20 protein-coding genes, 1 tRNA gene and 1 pseudogene (1 of these 22 only partly in view) are annotated in these 17606 nt (G+C 60.4%); 14 read left to right on the forward strand and 8 right to left on the reverse strand.

Going from position 1 to position 17606, the window contains the following annotated elements; genetic code table 11:
• The 4 genes from ACR3E4_RS04385 to ACR3E4_RS04400 form a co-directional block, all read left to right on the forward strand.
• Window positions 1-63, forward strand: the end of a protein-coding gene (locus ACR3E4_RS04385) for a 5-oxoprolinase subunit B family protein (RefSeq protein WP_480536508.1). The gene continues 687 nt to the left of window position 1, outside the view; the window shows 63 of its 750 coding nt (coding positions 688-750); its start codon lies off the left edge, out of view; the stop codon is at window positions 61-63.
• Window positions 60-1055, forward strand: coding sequence for a 5-oxoprolinase subunit C family protein (locus ACR3E4_RS04390; protein ID WP_480536509.1), 996 nt, complete (start codon window positions 60-62; stop codon window positions 1053-1055). The genes ACR3E4_RS04385 and ACR3E4_RS04390 overlap by 4 nt, the downstream gene beginning before the upstream one ends.
• A 12-nt stretch (window positions 1056-1067) precedes the next feature.
• Window positions 1068-1829 carry a LamB/YcsF family protein gene (locus ACR3E4_RS04395; RefSeq protein WP_480536511.1) on the forward strand — a complete coding sequence of 254 codons (762 nt, stop codon included), beginning with the start codon at window positions 1068-1070 and terminating at the stop codon, window positions 1827-1829.
• A 130-nt stretch (window positions 1830-1959) separates the two neighbouring features.
• Window positions 1960-3207 carry a hypothetical protein gene (locus ACR3E4_RS04400; protein ID WP_480536512.1) on the forward strand — a complete coding sequence of 416 codons (1248 nt, stop codon included), beginning with the start codon at window positions 1960-1962 and terminating at the stop codon, window positions 3205-3207.
• 67 nt (window positions 3208-3274) lie between these two features.
• On the opposite strand, the gene ACR3E4_RS04405 is transcribed toward ACR3E4_RS04400, so the two are convergent.
• Window positions 3275-4651, reverse strand: a complete 1377-nt coding sequence (locus ACR3E4_RS04405) for a D-alanyl-D-alanine carboxypeptidase family protein (RefSeq protein ID WP_480536513.1) — start codon at window positions 4649-4651, stop codon at window positions 3275-3277.
• Window positions 4652-4931: 280 nt separating this feature from the next.
• Window positions 4932-5633: an HAD family hydrolase gene (locus tag ACR3E4_RS04410; protein ID WP_480536514.1), complete on the reverse strand. Its 702-nt coding sequence runs from the start codon at window positions 5631-5633 to the stop codon at window positions 4932-4934.
• A gap of 92 nt (window positions 5634-5725) precedes the next feature.
• Here ACR3E4_RS04410 and clpS point away from each other — a divergent pair, with 92 nt between their 5' ends.
• Genes clpS through hemF form a run of 4 tightly spaced genes read left to right on the forward strand, consistent with a single transcriptional unit; the run spans window position 5726 to window position 8783 of the window.
• Window positions 5726-6067 (forward strand): ATP-dependent Clp protease adapter ClpS, encoded by a 342-nt coding sequence (clpS, locus tag ACR3E4_RS04415; protein ID WP_480536516.1) that lies wholly within the window; start codon window positions 5726-5728, stop codon window positions 6065-6067.
• Between the two features lie 25 nt (window positions 6068-6092).
• Window positions 6093-7055 carry a class I SAM-dependent methyltransferase gene (locus ACR3E4_RS04420; protein WP_480536517.1) on the forward strand — a complete coding sequence of 321 codons (963 nt, stop codon included), beginning with the start codon at window positions 6093-6095 and terminating at the stop codon, window positions 7053-7055.
• Window positions 7056-7092: 37 nt separating this feature from the next.
• On the forward strand, window positions 7093-7893 hold the full coding sequence (locus ACR3E4_RS04425) for an SDR family NAD(P)-dependent oxidoreductase (protein ID WP_480536519.1): 801 nt from the start codon (window positions 7093-7095) through the stop codon (window positions 7891-7893).
• A 5-nt stretch (window positions 7894-7898) separates the two neighbouring features.
• Window positions 7899-8783, forward strand: coding sequence for an oxygen-dependent coproporphyrinogen oxidase (gene hemF / locus ACR3E4_RS04430; protein WP_480536520.1), 885 nt, complete (start codon window positions 7899-7901; stop codon window positions 8781-8783).
• A 3-nt stretch (window positions 8784-8786) separates the two neighbouring features.
• Here the strand turns inward: hemF and ACR3E4_RS04435 are convergent, their stop codons facing one another.
• The gene (locus ACR3E4_RS04435) at window positions 8787-9194 is read right to left on the reverse strand and encodes a hypothetical protein (protein ID WP_480536521.1); all 408 of its coding nucleotides are present in this window, start codon (window positions 9192-9194) and stop codon (window positions 8787-8789) included.
• 185 nt (window positions 9195-9379) lie between these two features.
• Between ACR3E4_RS04435 and ACR3E4_RS04440 the strand changes: the two genes are divergently transcribed.
• Both ACR3E4_RS04440 and ACR3E4_RS04445 read left to right on the forward strand, forming a co-directional pair.
• Entirely contained in the window at window positions 9380-9892 is a 513-nt protein-coding gene (locus ACR3E4_RS04440; RefSeq protein ID WP_480536523.1) for a toxin-activating lysine-acyltransferase, read from the forward strand.
• On the forward strand, window positions 9889-10815 hold the full coding sequence (locus ACR3E4_RS04445; protein ID WP_480536524.1) for a Hint domain-containing protein: 927 nt from the start codon (window positions 9889-9891) through the stop codon (window positions 10813-10815). The genes ACR3E4_RS04440 and ACR3E4_RS04445 overlap by 4 nt, the downstream gene beginning before the upstream one ends.
• Here the strand turns inward: ACR3E4_RS04445 and modC are convergent.
• Genes modC through modA form a run of 3 tightly spaced genes read right to left on the reverse strand, consistent with a single transcriptional unit; the run spans window position 10812 to window position 13355 of the window.
• Window positions 10812-11909, reverse strand: coding sequence for a molybdenum ABC transporter ATP-binding protein (gene modC, locus ACR3E4_RS04450; RefSeq protein ID WP_480536526.1), 1098 nt, complete (start codon window positions 11907-11909; stop codon window positions 10812-10814). The two genes, ACR3E4_RS04445 and modC, sit on opposite strands and share 4 nt — an antisense overlap.
• The gene (gene modB, locus ACR3E4_RS04455) at window positions 11906-12598 is read right to left on the reverse strand and encodes a molybdate ABC transporter permease subunit (protein WP_480536530.1); all 693 of its coding nucleotides are present in this window, start codon (window positions 12596-12598) and stop codon (window positions 11906-11908) included. The genes modC and modB overlap by 4 nt, the downstream gene beginning before the upstream one ends.
• A 4-nt stretch (window positions 12599-12602) precedes the next feature.
• A complete protein-coding gene (modA, locus tag ACR3E4_RS04460; RefSeq protein WP_480536527.1) occupies window positions 12603-13355 on the reverse strand; it encodes a molybdate ABC transporter substrate-binding protein in 753 nt (250 codons plus the stop codon).
• A 289-nt stretch (window positions 13356-13644) separates the two neighbouring features.
• Here modA and ACR3E4_RS04465 point away from each other — a divergent pair.
• Window positions 13645-13720 (forward strand) — tRNA-Val (locus ACR3E4_RS04465).
• A gap of 201 nt (window positions 13721-13921) precedes the next feature.
• On the opposite strand, the gene ACR3E4_RS04470 is transcribed toward ACR3E4_RS04465, so the two are convergent.
• On the reverse strand, window positions 13922-14167 hold the full coding sequence (locus ACR3E4_RS04470; protein WP_480536528.1) for a hypothetical protein: 246 nt from the start codon (window positions 14165-14167) through the stop codon (window positions 13922-13924).
• On the opposite strand from ACR3E4_RS04470, the pseudogene ACR3E4_RS04475 reads away from it, so the two are divergent.
• From ACR3E4_RS04475 to ACR3E4_RS04485, 3 genes and pseudogenes are all read left to right on the forward strand, one after another.
• Window positions 14167-14559: pseudogene (locus tag ACR3E4_RS04475) on the forward strand (integrase core domain-containing protein); the annotation flags it as partial. The gene ACR3E4_RS04470 and the pseudogene ACR3E4_RS04475 overlap by 1 nt on opposite strands.
• Window positions 14560-14781: 222 nt before the next feature.
• A complete protein-coding gene (locus ACR3E4_RS04480) occupies window positions 14782-15537 on the forward strand; it encodes an SDR family oxidoreductase (protein WP_480536602.1) in 756 nt (251 codons plus the stop codon).
• Window positions 15538-15556: 19 nt separating this feature from the next.
• Window positions 15557-16399, forward strand: a complete 843-nt coding sequence (locus ACR3E4_RS04485; RefSeq protein WP_480536603.1) for a fumarylacetoacetate hydrolase family protein — start codon at window positions 15557-15559, stop codon at window positions 16397-16399.
• A gap of 133 nt (window positions 16400-16532) precedes the next feature.
• Here the strand turns inward: ACR3E4_RS04485 and ACR3E4_RS04490 are convergent, their stop codons facing one another.
• Window positions 16533-17492 carry an isopenicillin N synthase family dioxygenase gene (locus ACR3E4_RS04490; RefSeq protein ID WP_480536604.1) on the reverse strand — a complete coding sequence of 320 codons (960 nt, stop codon included), beginning with the start codon at window positions 17490-17492 and terminating at the stop codon, window positions 16533-16535.
• Window positions 17493-17606 lie beyond the last annotated feature (114 nt).

The raw sequence follows: 17606 nt of genomic DNA on the forward strand, positions 1-17606 counted from the left end.
GAGATCCGGGCGACCTGCACCGATGGGTCTGGCGGCGCGCGCTATGAGGAGATCACGGCATGAGTCTGATCGTCCGTCGCATTGGTCCGGCCTGCACCATCCAGGATCTGGGGCGCACCGGATATCTGGCTCAGGGCCTGTCGCGTTCGGGCGCGGCAGATGTTTTCGCCTTACACGAAGGTGCGGCGTTGCTGGGGCAGAGCCCGACCTGCGCAGCCCTTGAAATGGCGGGCATGGGTGGTGAGTTCGAGGCAACCGAGCCGACCGCCATCGCCCTGACCGGTGCGCCGATGCAGGCCAGTATCGATGGCAGCCCGGTCCTGTGGAATGCTTCGCACCAGATGGAGGCCGGACAGCGGTTGGTGATCGGATCGATGCTGCAGGGCGGTTACGGGTATCTGCATCTGGGTGGCGGGATTGGGAGCGAGGTGATGCTGGGCTCGCGCGCCGCCCATCTAACCGCCAGAATCGGGCGCGCTGTTCAAGCGGGCGATCACCTGCCTGCGACGGGAATCGGCAAGACGGGTCTGAAACTGCGCGCAGATGACCGGTTCTCGGGCGGGGTGTTGCGGGTGGTGGCCAGCTTTCAGACCGCATTGTTCGATGACGAAACACTGGCGCGGTTTACCCAGACGACCTTCCGCCGCGGCGCGCGGGCCAACCGCATGGGCATGCAACTGGACAGCGACGGTGACGGGTTCGCGGCCAGAGGACAGCTGAACATTCTGTCCGAGGTCATAACCCCCGGCGACATCCAGATGACCGGCACCGGCGCGCCGTTTATCCTGCTGCCCGAATGTCAGACGACCGGAGGCTATCCCCGCATCGCGACCGTTCTGCCCTGCGACCTGCCCCGCGCGGCGCAGACCCCGGCGGGTAGCCCGGTTCAGTTCACGTTCGTATCGCTGGAACAGGCCACCCCGCTGCAAGCCGCCTTTGACGCAGACCTTGCCCGCCTGCCGGGTCGCGTCGAACCTCTGGTTCGCGATCCGCATGACATCCCCGACCTTCTGTCCTACCAATTGATCAGCGGAATGATCTCCGCCACCGAATAAGGAGTTATCGCGATGCCGAGCGTCGATCTGAATGCCGATATGGGCGAAAGCTTTGGCCCTTGGAAGATGGGCGATGATGAAAGCCTGCTGAAGATCATTACCTCGGCCAATATCGCCTGCGGCTTTCATGCGGGCGACCCGGATGTGATGGCCAGTACGATGGTGCTTGCGGCCAAGAACGGCGTGGGCATCGGCGCGCATCCAGGCTTTCCCGACCTGCAGGGGTTCGGCCGGCGGAACATGAAGGTACCCCATGACAGCTTGCGCAATCTGGTGCGCTATCAACTGGGATCGGCGATCGGAATGGCCAAGGCAGTGGGCACTGAAGTGCGGCACCTGAAGCTGCACGGGGCGCTGGCCAACATGTGCTCGGTCGATATCGACATGGCGCGGGCCTGCTATCAGGGCGCATTGGACGTAGACCCGGACATCATCATCATGGTGCTGGCCGTCACCAAACAGGAAGAAGCGGTGCGCGAACTGGGCTGCAAATGGGTGGGCGAGATCTTTGCCGACCGCGCCTATAACGACGACGGTACGCTGGTGGACCGGTCTCTGCCGGGCGCGGTGATTCATGATCCGGCGCTGGCCGGGCCACGCATCGTCAACATGGTGAAAGAAGGCGCGATCATCACCGAATCCGGCAAGCGGCTTGAGACCTCTATCGACACGATCTGCCTGCATGGCGACGGTCCGACAGCGGTTCAGATCGCACGGTCGGTGCGTGAAAACCTGATCGAAGGCGGCATCGAGGTTAAGAAATTCATGTCTTAGTCATCGTTGCGTCAGGTTCGCATCCCATATGCAGTCTGTTGCCCGGACAGGTCGAAGCGCCTAGCATGAATGGCAAGTGCATGATCTGACTGCCACAAATCCAAGCAATGCGCCGCAAGGAGGTGAACCAATGTCATTCGATCTGATGTCCTATGAACCCCGGGGCGACAAGAAAAACTCGGACTTCTTCACCGAATACCTGCCGAAGATTTACGAACGCCGCATCAGCTCGGGCATTGCCGATCAGGTCGACGCGATGCGCGCGATTGTCCTTCAGGTCGAAACCGACGCGCTATTCGACACGCTGGTCGAGCTTTACGTGATGACCCCATATCGCCATACGGCCAGCTATCTAGGTCCGACACACAAGTTCTCGGTGATGCACTCGCATTCCGATTACCCGGCGCTGATCGTGATGGCGCCGCTCAGCCCTGTGTTCGAAGACTTCATCCCGCGCATCAATCGCATGTACCCGTTGGCGCGCGGCAAGCCGCAAACGCGATATGTGGGTGAGATTTACGGTGCCACCGATCTGAAAGCGCTGACCGGGACGCTGGAGGATCAGAACATTCGCTTTGAATACCCGGGCGACACCGAGAACCCTTTCTACACGCTGGACGGCTTCCGTTTTACCACGCCGTCGGATTTCACCTGCAATCGTGTCGGCTATTCCACGATGGATTTCAACGATACCGATAGTCTGGGACTGGGCGACCGTGTTTTGCTGAGCGACGCGGAACAAGCGCGGCTCGATCAGGCCGCGGCCTTCGGTGCCGACAGCAAGATCGCGCCGCTGATGCTGGGCATCGACCACCTCGCCACGCGGGTGCTGGCGGGTGAGCGTGAGGACGCAATCCTCGAGTTTCTGACCATGGTCCCTTATTATTTCTGGGGGGCGTACAACATCTTCGACATGAATTCGTCGACCAATGTGAACCGCAATGCGAATGTGGATGACGACAAGAAATCCCCCGCCAAGGTTTTCACGGCCAACAACACGCCGTCCTTCGTGAACTCCTTCGCCAAACTGCCCATGCCGACCGAAGATTTCGTGCGCAACTTCGGGCGTCGCTTGCACCATATGGCGGTCGAGGTTCAGGACGGCGACCATGGCGCGGGAGAAAAGAATGTCGACTTCGTGGTCAACACGCTGAAAGACAAGGGCGTGCCGTTTCTGGCCCATGTGGTGGGTGAGTGCAAAGATGATCCGAACCTGAAACAGATCTTCTCGAAACACTCGAAACACACGTTGCTGATTACCGAATATATCGAACGCTGCCATCACTATGACGGCTTTTTCACCAAGGATAACGTGGCCGCCCTGACCGCCGCCGCCGGGCAGGATGAGCAATACCAGCATGGTCACGTCTTTGATTGATCAGGCATAAAAAAGGGCTGCGAGAGTATCGCAGCCCAGACCCATCCAGGAGAGAATATGTCGGGTCTTATGACGGCCCGATCATGAAACATGTAACATTGCGTGCCTGCAGCCGGCGGCAGGCCAGATCGGCCTGTTCGCGGGTCATGCCCTGAAATGTCGCGTCAAAGCCGCGCGAGCTTTGGTTCACCTTGCGCAGCGTACCTTCCAGCGTGGTCATTTCTGACAGGGCGGTTTTCAGCAGGACCTTCTCGGCCTCATACCGCGTGGTATAGCGGCCAACATTCACGCCCCACAGATGCCCGCCTGATGTGGACAGGCGGGTGACTACCTCCGGCTCCGGCTCGGGCTGTCTGACAGGCTCAGCCGAGGCCAGAACCACGTTCTCCGGCCGCGCCTCAGGACGCTTTGTGCTGCCAGAGGGCGCGATATCCGCCGATGCGATGGCCGCAGCGATACCGTCCTGAATGCGCGCACCGTTCTTGGCGGCTGTTTCTGCTACCGAACCTGCCACCTGAACGGCAGCCACAGGGCGGAGCACCGGGCGCAGGCTGGTCTTTGGCGGGCCCGCTTGTGCGACCTGAACCGTGCCACCGATACCGGTGTTCCCGGCATACGCAGGCCGTGCAGGCTTACGGATCGGCGCGCGCGAAGGGGCACGGCGGAAACCCATATCCAGCAGTTCGGCCACACGCGCGTTCCGCGAGGCGCCGGATTTGCCACCAAAGACGGTTGCGATGATGCGTTCATCCTTACGCTTGGCCGAGGCGACCAGGTTGAAACCCGCCGCGCGGGTATAGCCGGTCTTGATACCATCCGCGCCCCGATACGCAGCCAGCAGACGCCGGTTCGTGTTGGGAACAGTTTTGATCCCGGCATGAGTCGATTGGCGCGAGAACAGGTTGTAATACTGCGGATAGTCATACAGCAGATGACGGCCCAGCGTGGTCATGTCGCGCGCGGTCGACAAATGCCCTGCTTCGGTCAGGCCATGGGCATTCTTGAAGGTTGTCCGGCTCATCCCCATCGCCTTGGCGGTGCGCGTCATGCGGCGGGCAAAGGCCGCCTCGGACCCGCTGATCGCGATACCGATAGCTGTTGCCGCGTCGTTGGCCGATTTCACCGCCGCCGCCCGGATCAGAAAGCGGAACTGAATGGTCTGCCCGCTGCGCAAACCCAGCTTCGAGGGCGGCTCGGCCGCGGCGGCTTTGGTGATGCGCACCGGGGTATCCAGCGTGATCTCACCATTCCGGATCGCCTCGAACGCGATATAGAGTGTCATCATCTTGGTCAGCGACGCCGGATGCAGGCGGCTGTCGGCATTGCGTGCATGCAATACCTCGCCTGTACGCGCGTCGATGACCATGGCCGCGTAGGGCGCCGCCATGCCTTGCAGTGGCGCAAAAGAAAGCAACCACAGAAATGCTATAAGGAATAAGCCCATTCGGGCCGGAACTGTCCGCCGAATCTGCACGATCTTTGCCTCTGTCTGCCTCGTTCCGCCAGGTTTTCCCGGTCGGATTTCTTTTCTTAATACTCTTCAGGTTAGCACAGAGATCGGTTTAAAGAAACCAAAAGGTCAGGCCGCAGCGATCACAATCCTGGATGTCGCGCTGCCATATCTTGTGGCGAATGCGGCCCCATCCACGAAACCGGCAATTATGCCAGAAATCAGGCAAAGTATTGATTCGATTTTCCGACAACTGCGGCGAAACGGCAACAGATCAGGAAATCCGCGCCACCAGCGCCGCAAGATCGCCCAGATCGCGCAGCTCGCGGAAACGCGGGCTGGCAGCGGGCACCTCGGCCTGTTCAATTTCCCATACCAGCCCGTGCGGGACATAAACCCCCCAGCATCCGGCCTCGATTGGGGCCACCACATCGGAGCGCATCGAGTTCCCCACCATCATCGACGCCTCGGCTCCGTCACCGTGCTGCGCAAAGATCGACGCATAGGTTGCCGCCGTTTTCTCGGACACGATCTCGACCCCATCGAACAGCTCACCCAGCCCGGATTGCGCCAGCTTGCGCTCCTGGTCAATGAGATCGCCCTTGGTGATCAGCACGACCCGGTGTGTGCCGGACACCGCCTCGATGGCTTCGCGGGCATGGGGCAGCAATTCGATGGGATGGGCCAGCATCTCTTGCCCGGCTTCGATCAATTGCCGGATCACCTGCGCCGGGACCCGGTCCTCGGTCACTTCGATGGCAGTTTCGATCATCGACAGGATGAACCCTTTGATGCCATAGCCATAGTGCCGGATGTTGCGCCTTTCAGCGGCCAGAAGCCGCTCCATCAGGTGGTCGCGCTCGGCATGATCGGCCAGCAGCTCGGCGAAATAGGCCTGCGTCAGCTGAAAAAACCGCTCGTTGTGCCACAGCGTGTCATCGGCATCGAACCCGATTGTGGTCAGTTTGTTCTGCATCGCGATTCCGACTCATGGCTCTTTTCTCTGACGATGGTGACGTTATATAAGCCCTGAAACAACCGAAGCCTGAATCGGATTCTCTTACAGCAATGCGCGAAGACCAGTGGATCATGTCTGATAAGGACAACGAGGACGACGACACGTCGATCCTGGTGCAGACGCGCCCAAAGACCAAGCGGCCGCCGCTGTATAAGGTGTTGCTGCTGAACGACGACTACACCCCGATGGAGTTCGTCGTGCATGTGCTGGAGCGGTTCTTCGGCATGACCCACGCGCAGGCGTTCGAGATCATGCTGACCGTGCACAAGAAAGGTGTCGCGGTGGTCGGCGTCTTCAGCCACGAGATTGCCGAAACCAAAGTGGGTCAGGTGATGGATTTCGCGCGCCGGCACCAGCACCCGCTGCAATGCACCATGGAACGCGAAGAATAACGCGCCTCCGCAGCCGGGTTTGCCCATGTCCCCTCGCCTTGATCTAGCTCTGACCAGCGGGCTCAGCCTGTCGCAACCGCTGACAGTTCTGGCCCCGACCACGGATCATGATCTGTCGGATCTGGCGCCGCAGACGCAGGTGGTGCAGCCTTTCAAACCGTTCCATGATCACTTTGCCGCGCAGGGATTTGCGACGACACCGGAAAGTGATGCGCCTTGTCAGGATGCCATCGTCTTTCTGCCGCGCGCCAAGGCACTGGCCCGGGCGCTGGTGCATCAGGCCTGCAGTCGCGCCAGCGGGACCATCGTGATTGATGGGGCCAAAACCGATGGCGTCGACAGCCTGCTGAAAGACATCCGCAAGCGGGTTGCGGTCGAAGGGCCAATCTCGAAAGCGCATGGCAAGATTTTCTGGTTTCAGTCCGATGCGGTCGCGTTCGCCGATTGGGCCGCGCCCAAGGACCAGATGGTCGATGGCTACCAGACCGCGCCCGGGGTGTTTTCCGCCGATGGCATCGATCCGGCCTCGGCACTGCTGCTGAACGCTCTGCCCGCGAAACGCGGCGCGCACATCGCCGATCTGGGGGCGGGCTGGGGTTTCCTGTCGGCCAACCTAACCCATGACGCCCTGCATAGCTTGCATCTGGTCGAGGCCGATCACACCGCCCTTTCCTGCGCCCGCACCAACGTAGCGGACCCGCGCGCACAGTTTCATTGGGCCGACGCCACCACCTGGACCGCGCCCGAGCCGCTGGACATGGTGGTGATGAACCCGCCCTTTCATACCTCGCGCAGTGCCGATCCGGCTTTGGGCCAGGGCTTTATCGCCAGCGCCGCGCGCAATCTGACACGCAACGGCGCCCTGTGGATGGTCTCCAATCGCCACCTGCCTTACGAGGCCACGCTGGCCGAAGCTTTCGCACGGGTTGAAGAGGTTGCCGGAGACAACCGGTTCAAGGTGTTCCATGCCTCTCGCCCTCGGGGCTGAGGTCCGCTAACCTGCGCCAGAACTCAGGAGGATTCGCATGTCCTTTTCCATCGCGGGCAAGACCGCAATCGTCACCGGCGGCGCCAATGGCATCGGTCTGGCCATCGGACGGCACTTTGCCGATGCAGGTGCCAATGTCATGTTCGCCGATATGGACGAAAAGCGTTTGGCCGAAGAGCTGGGCGAACAGACCGATGACAGCAACTTCCGTTATTTCGCGGGCGATCTGCGCGAGAAACTGACCATTGCCAACCTGCTTTCGGCGACGCTGGACGCATTCGATCAGGTCGATATCCTGATCAACGGCGCGCGGCAGGTGATCCCGTCTGACCCGCTGGACACCGACGACGATTCCGTGCGCACGCTGCTGAACCAGAACCTGATGCCCGCCCTGCGGCTCAGTCAGGTTGTTGCCAAGCGGTTCATCAAACAGGCCGATGGGGACGAGGAAAATCCCGCCGGTTCGATCATCAACCTGTCATCGATCGCCGCGCGGCGCACCCATCCCGATCTGATGGCCTATTCGGTCTCGACCGCGGCGCTGGATCAGATGACCCGCTCGCTGGCGGTGGCGCTGGCCCCGAACCGCATCCGCGTGAATTCCATCGCGCTGGGATCGGTGATGAGCGCATCACTGCAATCCACCCTGAAGGAAAACCGCGATTTCCGCAACGATATCGAGAAACACACACCGCTGGCCCGGATCGCCGCCCCGAACGAACTGGTCGAAACCGCGCAATTCCTCGCCTCGGACGCCGCCGGTTTCATGACCGGGCAAATCCTGACCATAGACGGCGGCCGCACCCTGCTGGACCCCGTCGCAGCCCCGGCCCACTGACCCTGATGTTTGACACTGAAAAAACCACCGCATCCGCCTGGTTCCGCCAGCTGCGGGACGAGATCGTCGCCGCATTCGAGGCGCTGGAAGACAGCCACGACACCGGCCCCTTCGCAGATGCCGAACCAGGCCGGTTCGAGGTGAAGGAAACCACCCGCCAGTCCGACGATGGCTCGGACGCGGGGGGTGGATTGATGTCGGTGATGCGCGGCGGGCGTGTGTTCGAGAAGGTGGGCGTCAATGTCTCAACCGTCTATGGCACTCTGGGCGAACGCGCCCAGAACGCGATGGCGGCGCGCAAGGGCATTCCGGGGATGAAAGACGACCCCCGCTTCTGGGCCTCGGGGATCAGTCTGGTGGCGCATATGCAGAACCCGCATGTACCAGCGGTGCATATGAACACCCGGATGTTCTGGACCCCGCATGCCTGGTGGTTCGGCGGCGGGTCCGACCTGAACCCCTGCATCGAATATGGTGACGATACCACCCATTTCCACGCCACCCAAAAGGCGCATCTGGACCCGCACGGGGCGGGCCATTATCCGCGCCTCAAGGACTGGGCCGATGAGTATTTCTATATCCCCCACCGCAAACGTGCGCGCGGCGTGGGTGGCATCTTCATGGATGACTATTGCACCGGCGACTGGCAGGCCGACTTCGCCCTGACGCAGGACATCGGCCGCGCCTTCCTGCCCGCCTTTCTGCCACTGGTCAAAAAGCGCCGGGTGCAGGGCTTTGACGCAGCTGACAAAGACACCCAGCTTGTACATCGCGGGCTCTATGCCGAATACAATCTGGTCTATGACCGAGGCACCAAGTTCGGGCTGGAAACCGGGCATGACCCGGACGCGGTTCTAATGAGCCTTCCGCCACTGGCAAAATGGGTCTGACGCTCAGAACCCCATATCGATGAAGTTGTCCCAGCAGTAACCCTGCGCAGACGCGGCGGTCATGCTGGCCCCGAGGGTCTTGACCGTCACGGAATAGGTCGTGACGTCCTCGGCCCCTGTGGGCGGTGTCAGTGAAAACTGTACCGTGCGAACGCCTCGCTCATAAGGCTTTGAGATATAGATGCGCTGGGTGGCAGAGGTCCGCAATGTCCGGATCGCGTAATCGCCGATCCCGCACCAATAGGCGACCGGGGCCGAGGTTCCGATGGCCGCCACCTCGAACGAACCGTTCTGCAAGGGCGTCACCGTGGTCCGAAACGCGGGCCGCACGCCGATCCCGAATCCGATGGCGTACGCAACAGCAGGTGTCAGAATGGCGGTTATCAGGCAGGTGAGCTTCAGAAATCGCATGTCAGACACCCTTTCGGTCACAGGCTTTGCGTCGCAAAAAGCATGAATTCAAATAATACCATACCATGACAACATAATGAGCGTGGGCACAACTTCCATATCGGCCGCACCATGTGTCATGAAAATCCTTTCCATGAATATGATGCACGCTATGATTGGCATATCATTTGATTACAGGATGGTCAGTGCAAAAACCGTTCCCCAAAGACTGGTTTGATCTTTCACCCGAAAAATATGCCGATTTCGGCGTGTTATTCTATCTGGCGGCGTTGACGAAAACCCATCGCAGCCGCAGCCTGGCACAAGTCCTTCACGCCTTTGAAACACCCCTGCGGCTGGGCCAGTACCATATCTTTCGCCAGAACGGCTTTCCACGCGGTTTCGTGACCTTTGCAGGCCTCAGCCCCGAGGCCGAGTATCGCTATGCGGTTGAGGACCAACCTCTGACGGATGCGGATTTCACCGGCGGCACGTCCTTCTGGATCGTCGATATGGTGGCGCCATTCGGCCAGACACGCAAAATCGTCGAGATGCTGAAGCGCGACATTCCGCACCCGCGCGTGCGCACCAACCGTCTCAGCAGTGATATGTCGACAAAACGCATCGTCGAGTGGACGCGCGATGACCGGCAACAAGTGCATATGCGACTATACCGCGAATCCGAGTTTGCCAGACTGCTGGAGCAGGAAAACCAATGACATCGGTTGTCACCATATCCGGAGACATCACCGGCGATGTTACGGGCTTTCCGCCCAATATCGCCGAGGGCGATCTTGACGTAACCGCGACCTCGGATTTCGGAACGTTCACCGGGGCCAGCTGGGCCATTTCCGATCCACCGGATTTCGGCTCGGCGACGATCGATTCAGCCACCGGCGAGTGGACCTATACCGTCGATCCCGCGTTCTTCGACAGCCTCGATGACGGAGAGATCGTGTCCGACTCGTTCGAGGTGACGGTGACCGCCACCTTCGACAACGGGTTCTTCACCTTCACCGGCACACAAACCCAGATCATCGACATCACCATCGAAGGCGTGTGCTTCACCGCCGGAACCCTGATCGAGACTGCCGAGGGTGAACGCGCCATTGAGACCCTGCGCGTGGTTGACAAGGTGGCCACCGCCGATCACGGCTTGCAGCCGATCCGCTGGATCGAAAGCAGCGTACTCTCGCCCGAACGCTTGCGCGCCAACCCTGCCATGCGTCCGGTGCGAGTATCTGCGGGCAGCCTTGGCCCCGGCGTACCGGCGCGGGATTTGCTGGTCTCACAGCAGCATCGCATCCTGATCCGTGGTCCCAGGGTCGAAATGCTGTTCGGCACCGCCGAGGTCCTGATCGCGGCCAAGCATTTGTGCACATGGCCCGGTATCGGGATCGACACCAGCGATGCCCCGGTCGAATATCTGCATATCCTTCTGGACCGGCACGAGATTCTGATCGCCGAAGGCGCCTATGCCGAAAGTCTGTTTCTGGGTGAGGAAAGCCTGCACACTCTGTCCTCGGACGCACTTCAGGAACTGGCCGAGATCTTCCCCGATCGCACCGATGGCGGGACCCCCGGTTTTGGCAAAGCCGCCCGGCGCATCCTGCGCGCGCATGAGGCAATGGCGCTCGGCTAGGTAAGCTCGACTCGCCCACCCACATCCTCAGGCGCAAGGGCCACGGTTTTGATCACCGCGTGGCACGGGCTGCCGACCTGCAAGCCCAGCGCCGCGACCGAGCGTCGGGTGACCCGCGCCAGCACCACCCCAGCCGGGGTTTTGACGGATACGATAGCCCCGGGCCCCTCACCCGCCCGGATCGCCTCGACCTGCCCGGACAATACGTTCAGCGCCGAAAGACCTTCGGGTAGCCTGTTCGACAGGATCACTTCCTGCGCCGGGATGCGGATACGCAGCGCCTCTCCGATCTTGTGCCGGATACGCGGCAGGAACAGGCGCGCATCCCCTGCGACCAGCTCGGACAACCCGTCATCGTGATGCGCTGCAACACGAACCTGCAACACCGCCCCCACGGCACGCACCCCGGCAGGGGCCACCGACGGGTCGGCCAGCACCTCGGAGGCCGGACCATGGCGCAGCACCTGCCCATCCTGCAGCGCCACCACCGAGGTCGCCAGCCGCGCGACCTCGGCCGCCGAATGGGTCACATACAGGATCGGCACCGAAACTTCATCGCGCAGCCGCTCGAAATAAGGCAGGATTTCCGCCTTGCGGGCATCGTCGAGTGCCGCCAGCGGCTCATCCGCCAATATCAGGCGCGGGCTGGCCAGCAGGGCACGGCCAATGGCAACGCGTTGCTTCTCACCGCCCGACAGCATCGCGGGGCGGCGGTCCAGCAGGTGTCCGATGCCCAGCATCTCGACCACTCGGTCGGGGCTTTCACGCCGCGCGCCGCGCGGGGCGAACCAGCGACCATAGTTCAGGTTCTGGCGCACGGTAAGATGCGGAAACAGGCGGCCTTCCTGAAAGATATAGCCCAGCCTCCGCCGATGCGGCGGCAGCCACAGCCCCTTTTCAGTGTCGAACAGCACCCAGTCCCCCACCGCCACGCGCCCGGCCTCGGGGCGCAGCAGCCCGGCCACCGCGTTGACAATGGTCGTCTTGCCCGACCCCGAGCGCCCGAACAGGACCGTCACGCCCGATGGCGCATCGAAATCCAGATCCAGCGCCATCCCCGGCAGCTGATGGTGCAGGCGGACAGACAGGCTCATGACCCGGCCACCCGTGCGGCCACGCGGCGGCCCACATATTCCGACAGCAGCAGCGCCCCCATGGCGATGATGATCGAGATGATCACCAGCCGTGTCGCCGCCGCCTCACCCCCCGGCACTTGCAGGAACGCGTAAACCGCCGAAGGCAGCGTCTGCGTCTGGCCGGGGATGTTCGAGACAAAGGTGATCGTGGCCCCGAACTCTCCCATCGCCTTTGCAAAGGCCAGAATTGCACCCGCGATCACGCCGGGCAGGATCATCGGCAGCGTCACGGTTCCGAACACCATCAGGCGCGAAGCCCCCAGCGTGGCCCCGGCCTGTTCCAGCTTGGGGTCGACCGCCTCGATCGACAGCCGGATCGCGCGCACCAGCAGCGGAAAGGCCATGATCCCGGCGGCCAGCGCAGCCCCGGTCCAGCGGAAGGCGAAGACGATGCCCAGTTCGGACAGGGATTTGCCCAACGGCCCCTGAATACCGAAGGTCAGCAGCAGCAAATAGCCGGTCACCACCGGCGGCAGGATCAAGGGCAGATGCACCAGACCATTCAGCACCTGCCGCCCCGGAAAGCGCCAGCGCGCCAGCGCGTAGGCCACGAATATGCCAAAAGGCAGCGTGATCAGCGTCGCCCAGAACGACACACGCAACGACAGACGCAAGGCCTCCAGTTCTGCCGGACCCAGCCAACCCATCACGTCACCCATCCGGCAGGGAGAACCCCTGCCTCAGAAACTCTGCCCGCGCCGCATCCCCTTGCAGATAGGTCAGAAACGCCTGCGCCCCGGGGCTTGCCGAAACGGTCAGAGCTGCAGGATAAACAATCGCCGGATGGTACTCTGCCGGGATGGTCCCGACGACCCCGACCCGCCCTTCGGCCATTGCATCCGAGCGATAGACGATCCCCAACGGCGCCGCCCCCGCAGCCACCAGCGCCAGTGCGGCGCGCACATTATCCGTCTGGGCGATCTGGTCCTTAACACCGCCCCAAAGGCCCAGACCCTGCAGCGCCGCCTTCCCGTAGATCCCCGCAGGAACCGCATCGACCAGCGCCATCGCCAGATACCCGTCGTTCAGTCGGGCGACCAGAGCAAACCCGGCCTCGATCTCGGCGGTTGCTGCACCCGGCGCACCAATCAACACCAGCCCGTTCCCCAGCAAATCCACGCGCGAAGCATTCGCGATCAGATCCTCGTTCTGCAGCACATCCATCCAGTCTTGATTGGCCGAGATGAACAGGTCCGCAGGTGCCCCTGCCTGTATCTGTCGCGCCAGCACCGATGAGGCGGCGTAGGACACTGTCACCTGCTGCCCCGTCTCAGCTTCGAACCCGGTCGCAATAACATCGAGCGCGGTCTTGAGACTGGCTGCGGCGAAAACCAGCACGCCCTCGGCCCGAACCGGGGTCGCGATCAACGCGCAAACGGTCAATGCCGCGATCAGACAGCGCATCTTGTGCCTCCGGATCAGAGGGTTGCAATCCCTCTCGGCATATCGGAGGCGGCACGCGACAGGCAAGGCCCTTTGCCCGCACGGACGGAAATACGCCGCAGCCCCGGCGCGCAATTCTGTCGCGATCAGGACTGATCCCGACGCACAACCAGCGCGATGAAAAGGCAATCACGCACGCCGCACACCCTATTGCTTCATTCAGGACCCGGCCCCGAGGCACAAGATATCGAAAGAAATTCTTTCAGACCCTCTTGCACCTGCGCGCACGCTTGTCTAAATCAGCCCCCACGGGTGATTAGCTCAGTTGGTAGAGCGCTTCGTTTACACCGAAGATGTCGGGAGTTCGAGTCTCTCATCACCCACCATTATTTCCCAAGACACCTGAAATACCTGTCAAAGCCTTGAAGGGTATGGATAATTGGGGTGTTCTGGCTCCTGTTTCGCAGCAATATGAAGGATGGTCTGCAAACACCAGCTTCAAGACCGTTCTGCGCATTGAGATCTTGCCACTTTCCCATAACTTCTAAGGTTTTGAGAGGAAGTTATGGGAGAGTTCTAGCGGGGCACTAAAGTCCCGTGTTGCAGGGATGGGTTTGGTTTGGTTTTCCTGCAAAATGATCTTCTCTTTTTTCGAGTGAGCGAATCTTTTTCTCGTAGGCTTTGATCACCGTTGCATTGTCTGTTTCGACAATTCTATCCAGCAGAAAATCGATCTGCTTCTGAACATCGGCAATCTGTTTTTCGTAGGACTTTGCCTCCTGCGCTAATTGTAAGCCTCGGATGTCCCGTGCATCGCGAAATATGGCCTTCACCCGTCATCAACCTGAAGTTCAGTTACAAGGGCGAGGATGTTGTCGCTACGCTGGATCGAGTGTGTCTGCAGATCGGCTTCCCGGCGACGATACGGGTGGATAATGGAAGCGAGTTCATCTCTCGGGATATGGACTTATGGGCCTATCAAAATGGCGTCACGCTCGACTTCTCACGCCCGGGCAAACCAACCGATAACGCCTTCGTCGAAGCATTTAACTCCAAGTTCAAAGCAGAGTGTCTGAACATGCATTGGTTCCTGTCGCTGGCAGATGCTTGCGAAAAGATGGAGGAGCGGCGTAGATACTACAACAAAGAAAGACCGCACAGCGCCATCGGGAACATCCCACCGGCAATGCTGGCAAACTCACATGACGATACCAGCAAGTCATGATGAGAAAAGGCGGAAAACTCTACGCCCAGGTGGCAGAAGGTTGGGCAGCAGAGCTCCCCCGCTTACAGGTTCAAAATCTATGCGAGCTTGGATTTTGTCGTCGGGCATCGGCTAACTTCGACGCAGAATCAACGAAGATGCTGTCGAAGCGTCATTTTCTGCGGCATGCTTGCCCTCAGACAACCTGAACGACTTTCTGTCTGTTAAATTGCGAGGCCACCTATGACGACTTTCAACGCATCCAACCGGCTTGCTGGCAAAACCGTTCTCATTACGGCCGCCGGTCAGGGTATTGGGCGCGCAACCTCTGAACTGTTCGCTGCGGAAGGCGCGCGTGTCATTGCCAGCGATATCAACAATACCACTCTTGCCGAACTCGGCCGCATGGGCGGAATCGAAACCCTCAAGCTTGACGTTATGGACAATGAGGCGGTGGAGGCTGTAGCGGCTACGCTGCCCAACCTGGACGTTTTATTCAACTGTGCCGGTTATGTTGCCGCCGGATCGATCCTTGAATGTTCCGAGCGGGACTGGGATTTCAGCTTTGACCTCAACGTCAAAGCCATGTTCCGGCTGATCCGACTGACCCTTCCCGGAATGCTGCAAAACGGTGGCGGGTCGATCATCAACATGTCATCCGTTGCCTCCTCCATGAAAGGCGTACCAAACCGGTTTGCCTATTGCGCCTCGAAAGCGGCTGTCATCGGGTTGACCAAATCCATCGCTGCCGATTTTGTGACCCAGGGCATCCGCTGCAACGCGATCTGCCCCGGCACGGTCGACAGCCCCAGCCTGCACGAGCGGCTGCGCGCAACGGGGGACTATGAGCAGGCAAAGTCCGATTTCATCGCGCGGCAACCGATGGGCCGGATCGGCACTGCTGAAGAGGTCGCGGAACTCGCGCTATATCTGGCCAGCGATGCCAGCACATACACAACCGGTCAGCCATTTGGCATTGATGGCGGCTGGACGATCTGAGCGACAAAGGAAACACGATATGAAATTGCTACGCTTTGGCCCGCAGGGCGCTGAAAAACCCGGGCTGCTCGATGCTGAGGGTGTCATTCGCGAACTCTCGGGTGTGGTCGAAGATATCTCCGGTGACGTACTCGGGGATGAGACGCTTGCACGGTTGCGGTCGATGGATCACAGCAGCCTTCCCAAAGTTGATGGCAACCCGCGTATCGGTGCCTGTGTCGGCCAGGTTGGCAAGTTCATCTGCATTGGCCTGAACTATGCCGATCATGCGGCGGAAAGCGGGATGGAATTGCCAGAAGAGCCCGTGATTTTCTTCAAGGCGACCTCTGCCATCATCGGCCCGAACGATACGGTCGAAATCCCGCGTGGTTCAGTCAAAACCGATTGGGAGGTCGAACTGGGCGTGGTCATCGGGAAAGCGGCCAAATACGTGTCCGAAGCCGACGCCATGGACCATGTGGCAGGGTATTGTGTGGTCAACGATTTGTCCGAGCGCGATTTTCAGCTGCACCGCTCGGGCCAGTGGGTCAAAGGCAAATCCGCCGACACGTTTGGCCCCATCGGCCCCTGGCTGGTGACGCGGGACGAGATTTCCGACCCGCAGGACCTGCCGATGTATCTTGAGGTAAATGGCCATCGATATCAGGACGGCTCGACCAGAACGATGCATTTCGGTGTGGCAACCGTCATTTCACATCTGTCTCAGTTCATGTCGCTGCAACCGGGGGACGTGATCTCGACCGGGACGCCTCCGGGTGTTGGCATGGGGCAAAGCCCGCAAACCTATCTGAAACCCGGTGACAGGATGGAATTGGGGATTGAGGGGCTGGGCGTTCAACGGCAAGACGTCGTCGCCGGTTGATCTGCAGTTCCATACCCGCTTTGGAACAGGTTTCCAGAATCACGAACCCCGAGCGATAAGTTCGGGGTCTTTCTGTGGTCGATCGTCTGGCGTTTTGTTGTGGCCTGGCGCACTGCGAAGCAAAGCGTCTTGGTTAGTCGCTGTCGCTTGCATCGTCCTGATGCGCGTCATAGCCGGCCTCCAGTTCGCCGCGCAGGAATTCACCAAAGTTCAAAGGCCCGAACTTTGCGGGCCCCGTTTCCGCAAGAGGTGCAATATCGGCCCAGACATGTGGATCGAAGAAAAAGGGCACCGAGTAACGCTCTCGCCCTGTTGAATTTATTACCCTGTGAGGGGTGGACAAAAGCCGTCCGTTCGTCAGCCGGTGCAGCATGTCGCCAACATTGACCACAAACGCGTCTTTCATGGGCGGGGCATCGACCCAATGGCCAGCTGGTGTCTGAACCTGCAAACCACCGACATCATCCTGCGCCAGCAATGTCAAAAACCCGAAATCCTTGTGCGGCGCTGATCCATACAGATCATCCGGCGCCTGCGCAGGTTGCGGGGGATAGTGAAGCAGGCGCAACCAGATCGTTGGCGTTTCAAATGCCGCGAGAATCGAACGGTCCTCGGCACCGATCGAATCCAGGGCCAGCCCGAGTATCTTGCGGCCCAGCCCCGTCATCGCCTGCGCGTAAGCCTCGCAGGTGGCCCGGAACCCATCCAGTTCAGGCCACTGGTTCGGTCCGGACAGATAGACATCAGGGTCAGCCTGGGCGTCTTCACGCATCATCATGAAAGATGCGGATTGATTGGGCTTTGTCACCTCTGCCAGATCCGAATTCACGTCCGTAGAGGTGTTGATCGCGATATAACCGCGATGCGTTTTGTTGAGCGCGATTGCCTGCTTGTCGGCCTCTGGCAATGCGTGAAACGCCTTCGACGCGGCAAACACGGCCGCACGCAAAGCGGGATCAATACCGTGATTGACGACATATCCAAACCCGGTCTTACCATAGGCATTGAGGAACTCTTCGGCCAAGCCGGTCGTGTCGTCGCCGTTTATCAGTGGCGCGAGATCAAGCACCGGGATTTCAGAAAACTCAGTCAACCGGGGTCTCTCCGAAGCTGCAAAGGTTGCGACAGGGTTTGTTTGCCCCACGGAACCTTGCTTTGGCAAGGTGTTGCCGCGACCTCCTGCGACATCGGGACTGCACCTGTGTTG

The organism is Ruegeria sp. AP11 (assembly GCF_056535865.1).

What these genes read in the sequence shown, in the direction of transcription:
- ACR3E4_RS04390 (WP_480536509.1), top strand. Translation starts at nt 60, where the DNA reads ATGAGTCTGATCGTCCGTCGCATTGGTCCGGCCTGCACCATCCAGGAT.
- ACR3E4_RS04395 (WP_480536511.1), top strand. Translation starts at nt 1,068, where the DNA reads ATGCCGAGCGTCGATCTGAATGCCGATATGGGCGAAAGCTTTGGCCCT.
- ACR3E4_RS04400 (WP_480536512.1), top strand. Translation starts at nt 1,960, where the DNA reads ATGTCATTCGATCTGATGTCCTATGAACCCCGGGGCGACAAGAAAAAC.
- ACR3E4_RS04405 (WP_480536513.1), bottom strand. Translation starts at nt 4,651, where the DNA reads ATGGGCTTATTCCTTATAGCATTTCTGTGGTTGCTTTCTTTTGCGCCA.
- ACR3E4_RS04410 (WP_480536514.1), bottom strand. Translation starts at nt 5,633, where the DNA reads ATGCAGAACAAACTGACCACAATCGGGTTCGATGCCGATGACACGCTG.
- clpS (WP_480536516.1), top strand. Translation starts at nt 5,726, where the DNA reads ATGCGCGAAGACCAGTGGATCATGTCTGATAAGGACAACGAGGACGAC.
- ACR3E4_RS04420 (WP_480536517.1), top strand. Translation starts at nt 6,093, where the DNA reads ATGTCCCCTCGCCTTGATCTAGCTCTGACCAGCGGGCTCAGCCTGTCG.
- ACR3E4_RS04425 (WP_480536519.1), top strand. Translation starts at nt 7,093, where the DNA reads ATGTCCTTTTCCATCGCGGGCAAGACCGCAATCGTCACCGGCGGCGCC.
- hemF (WP_480536520.1), top strand. Translation starts at nt 7,899, where the DNA reads ATGTTTGACACTGAAAAAACCACCGCATCCGCCTGGTTCCGCCAGCTG.
- ACR3E4_RS04435 (WP_480536521.1), bottom strand. Translation starts at nt 9,194, where the DNA reads ATGCGATTTCTGAAGCTCACCTGCCTGATAACCGCCATTCTGACACCT.
- ACR3E4_RS04445 (WP_480536524.1), top strand. Translation starts at nt 9,889, where the DNA reads ATGACATCGGTTGTCACCATATCCGGAGACATCACCGGCGATGTTACG.
- modC (WP_480536526.1), bottom strand. Translation starts at nt 11,909, where the DNA reads ATGAGCCTGTCTGTCCGCCTGCACCATCAGCTGCCGGGGATGGCGCTG.
- modB (WP_480536530.1), bottom strand. Translation starts at nt 12,598, where the DNA reads ATGGGTTGGCTGGGTCCGGCAGAACTGGAGGCCTTGCGTCTGTCGTTG.
- modA (WP_480536527.1), bottom strand. Translation starts at nt 13,355, where the DNA reads ATGCGCTGTCTGATCGCGGCATTGACCGTTTGCGCGTTGATCGCGACC.
- ACR3E4_RS04480 (WP_480536602.1), top strand. Translation starts at nt 14,782, where the DNA reads ATGACGACTTTCAACGCATCCAACCGGCTTGCTGGCAAAACCGTTCTC.
- ACR3E4_RS04485 (WP_480536603.1), top strand. Translation starts at nt 15,557, where the DNA reads ATGAAATTGCTACGCTTTGGCCCGCAGGGCGCTGAAAAACCCGGGCTG.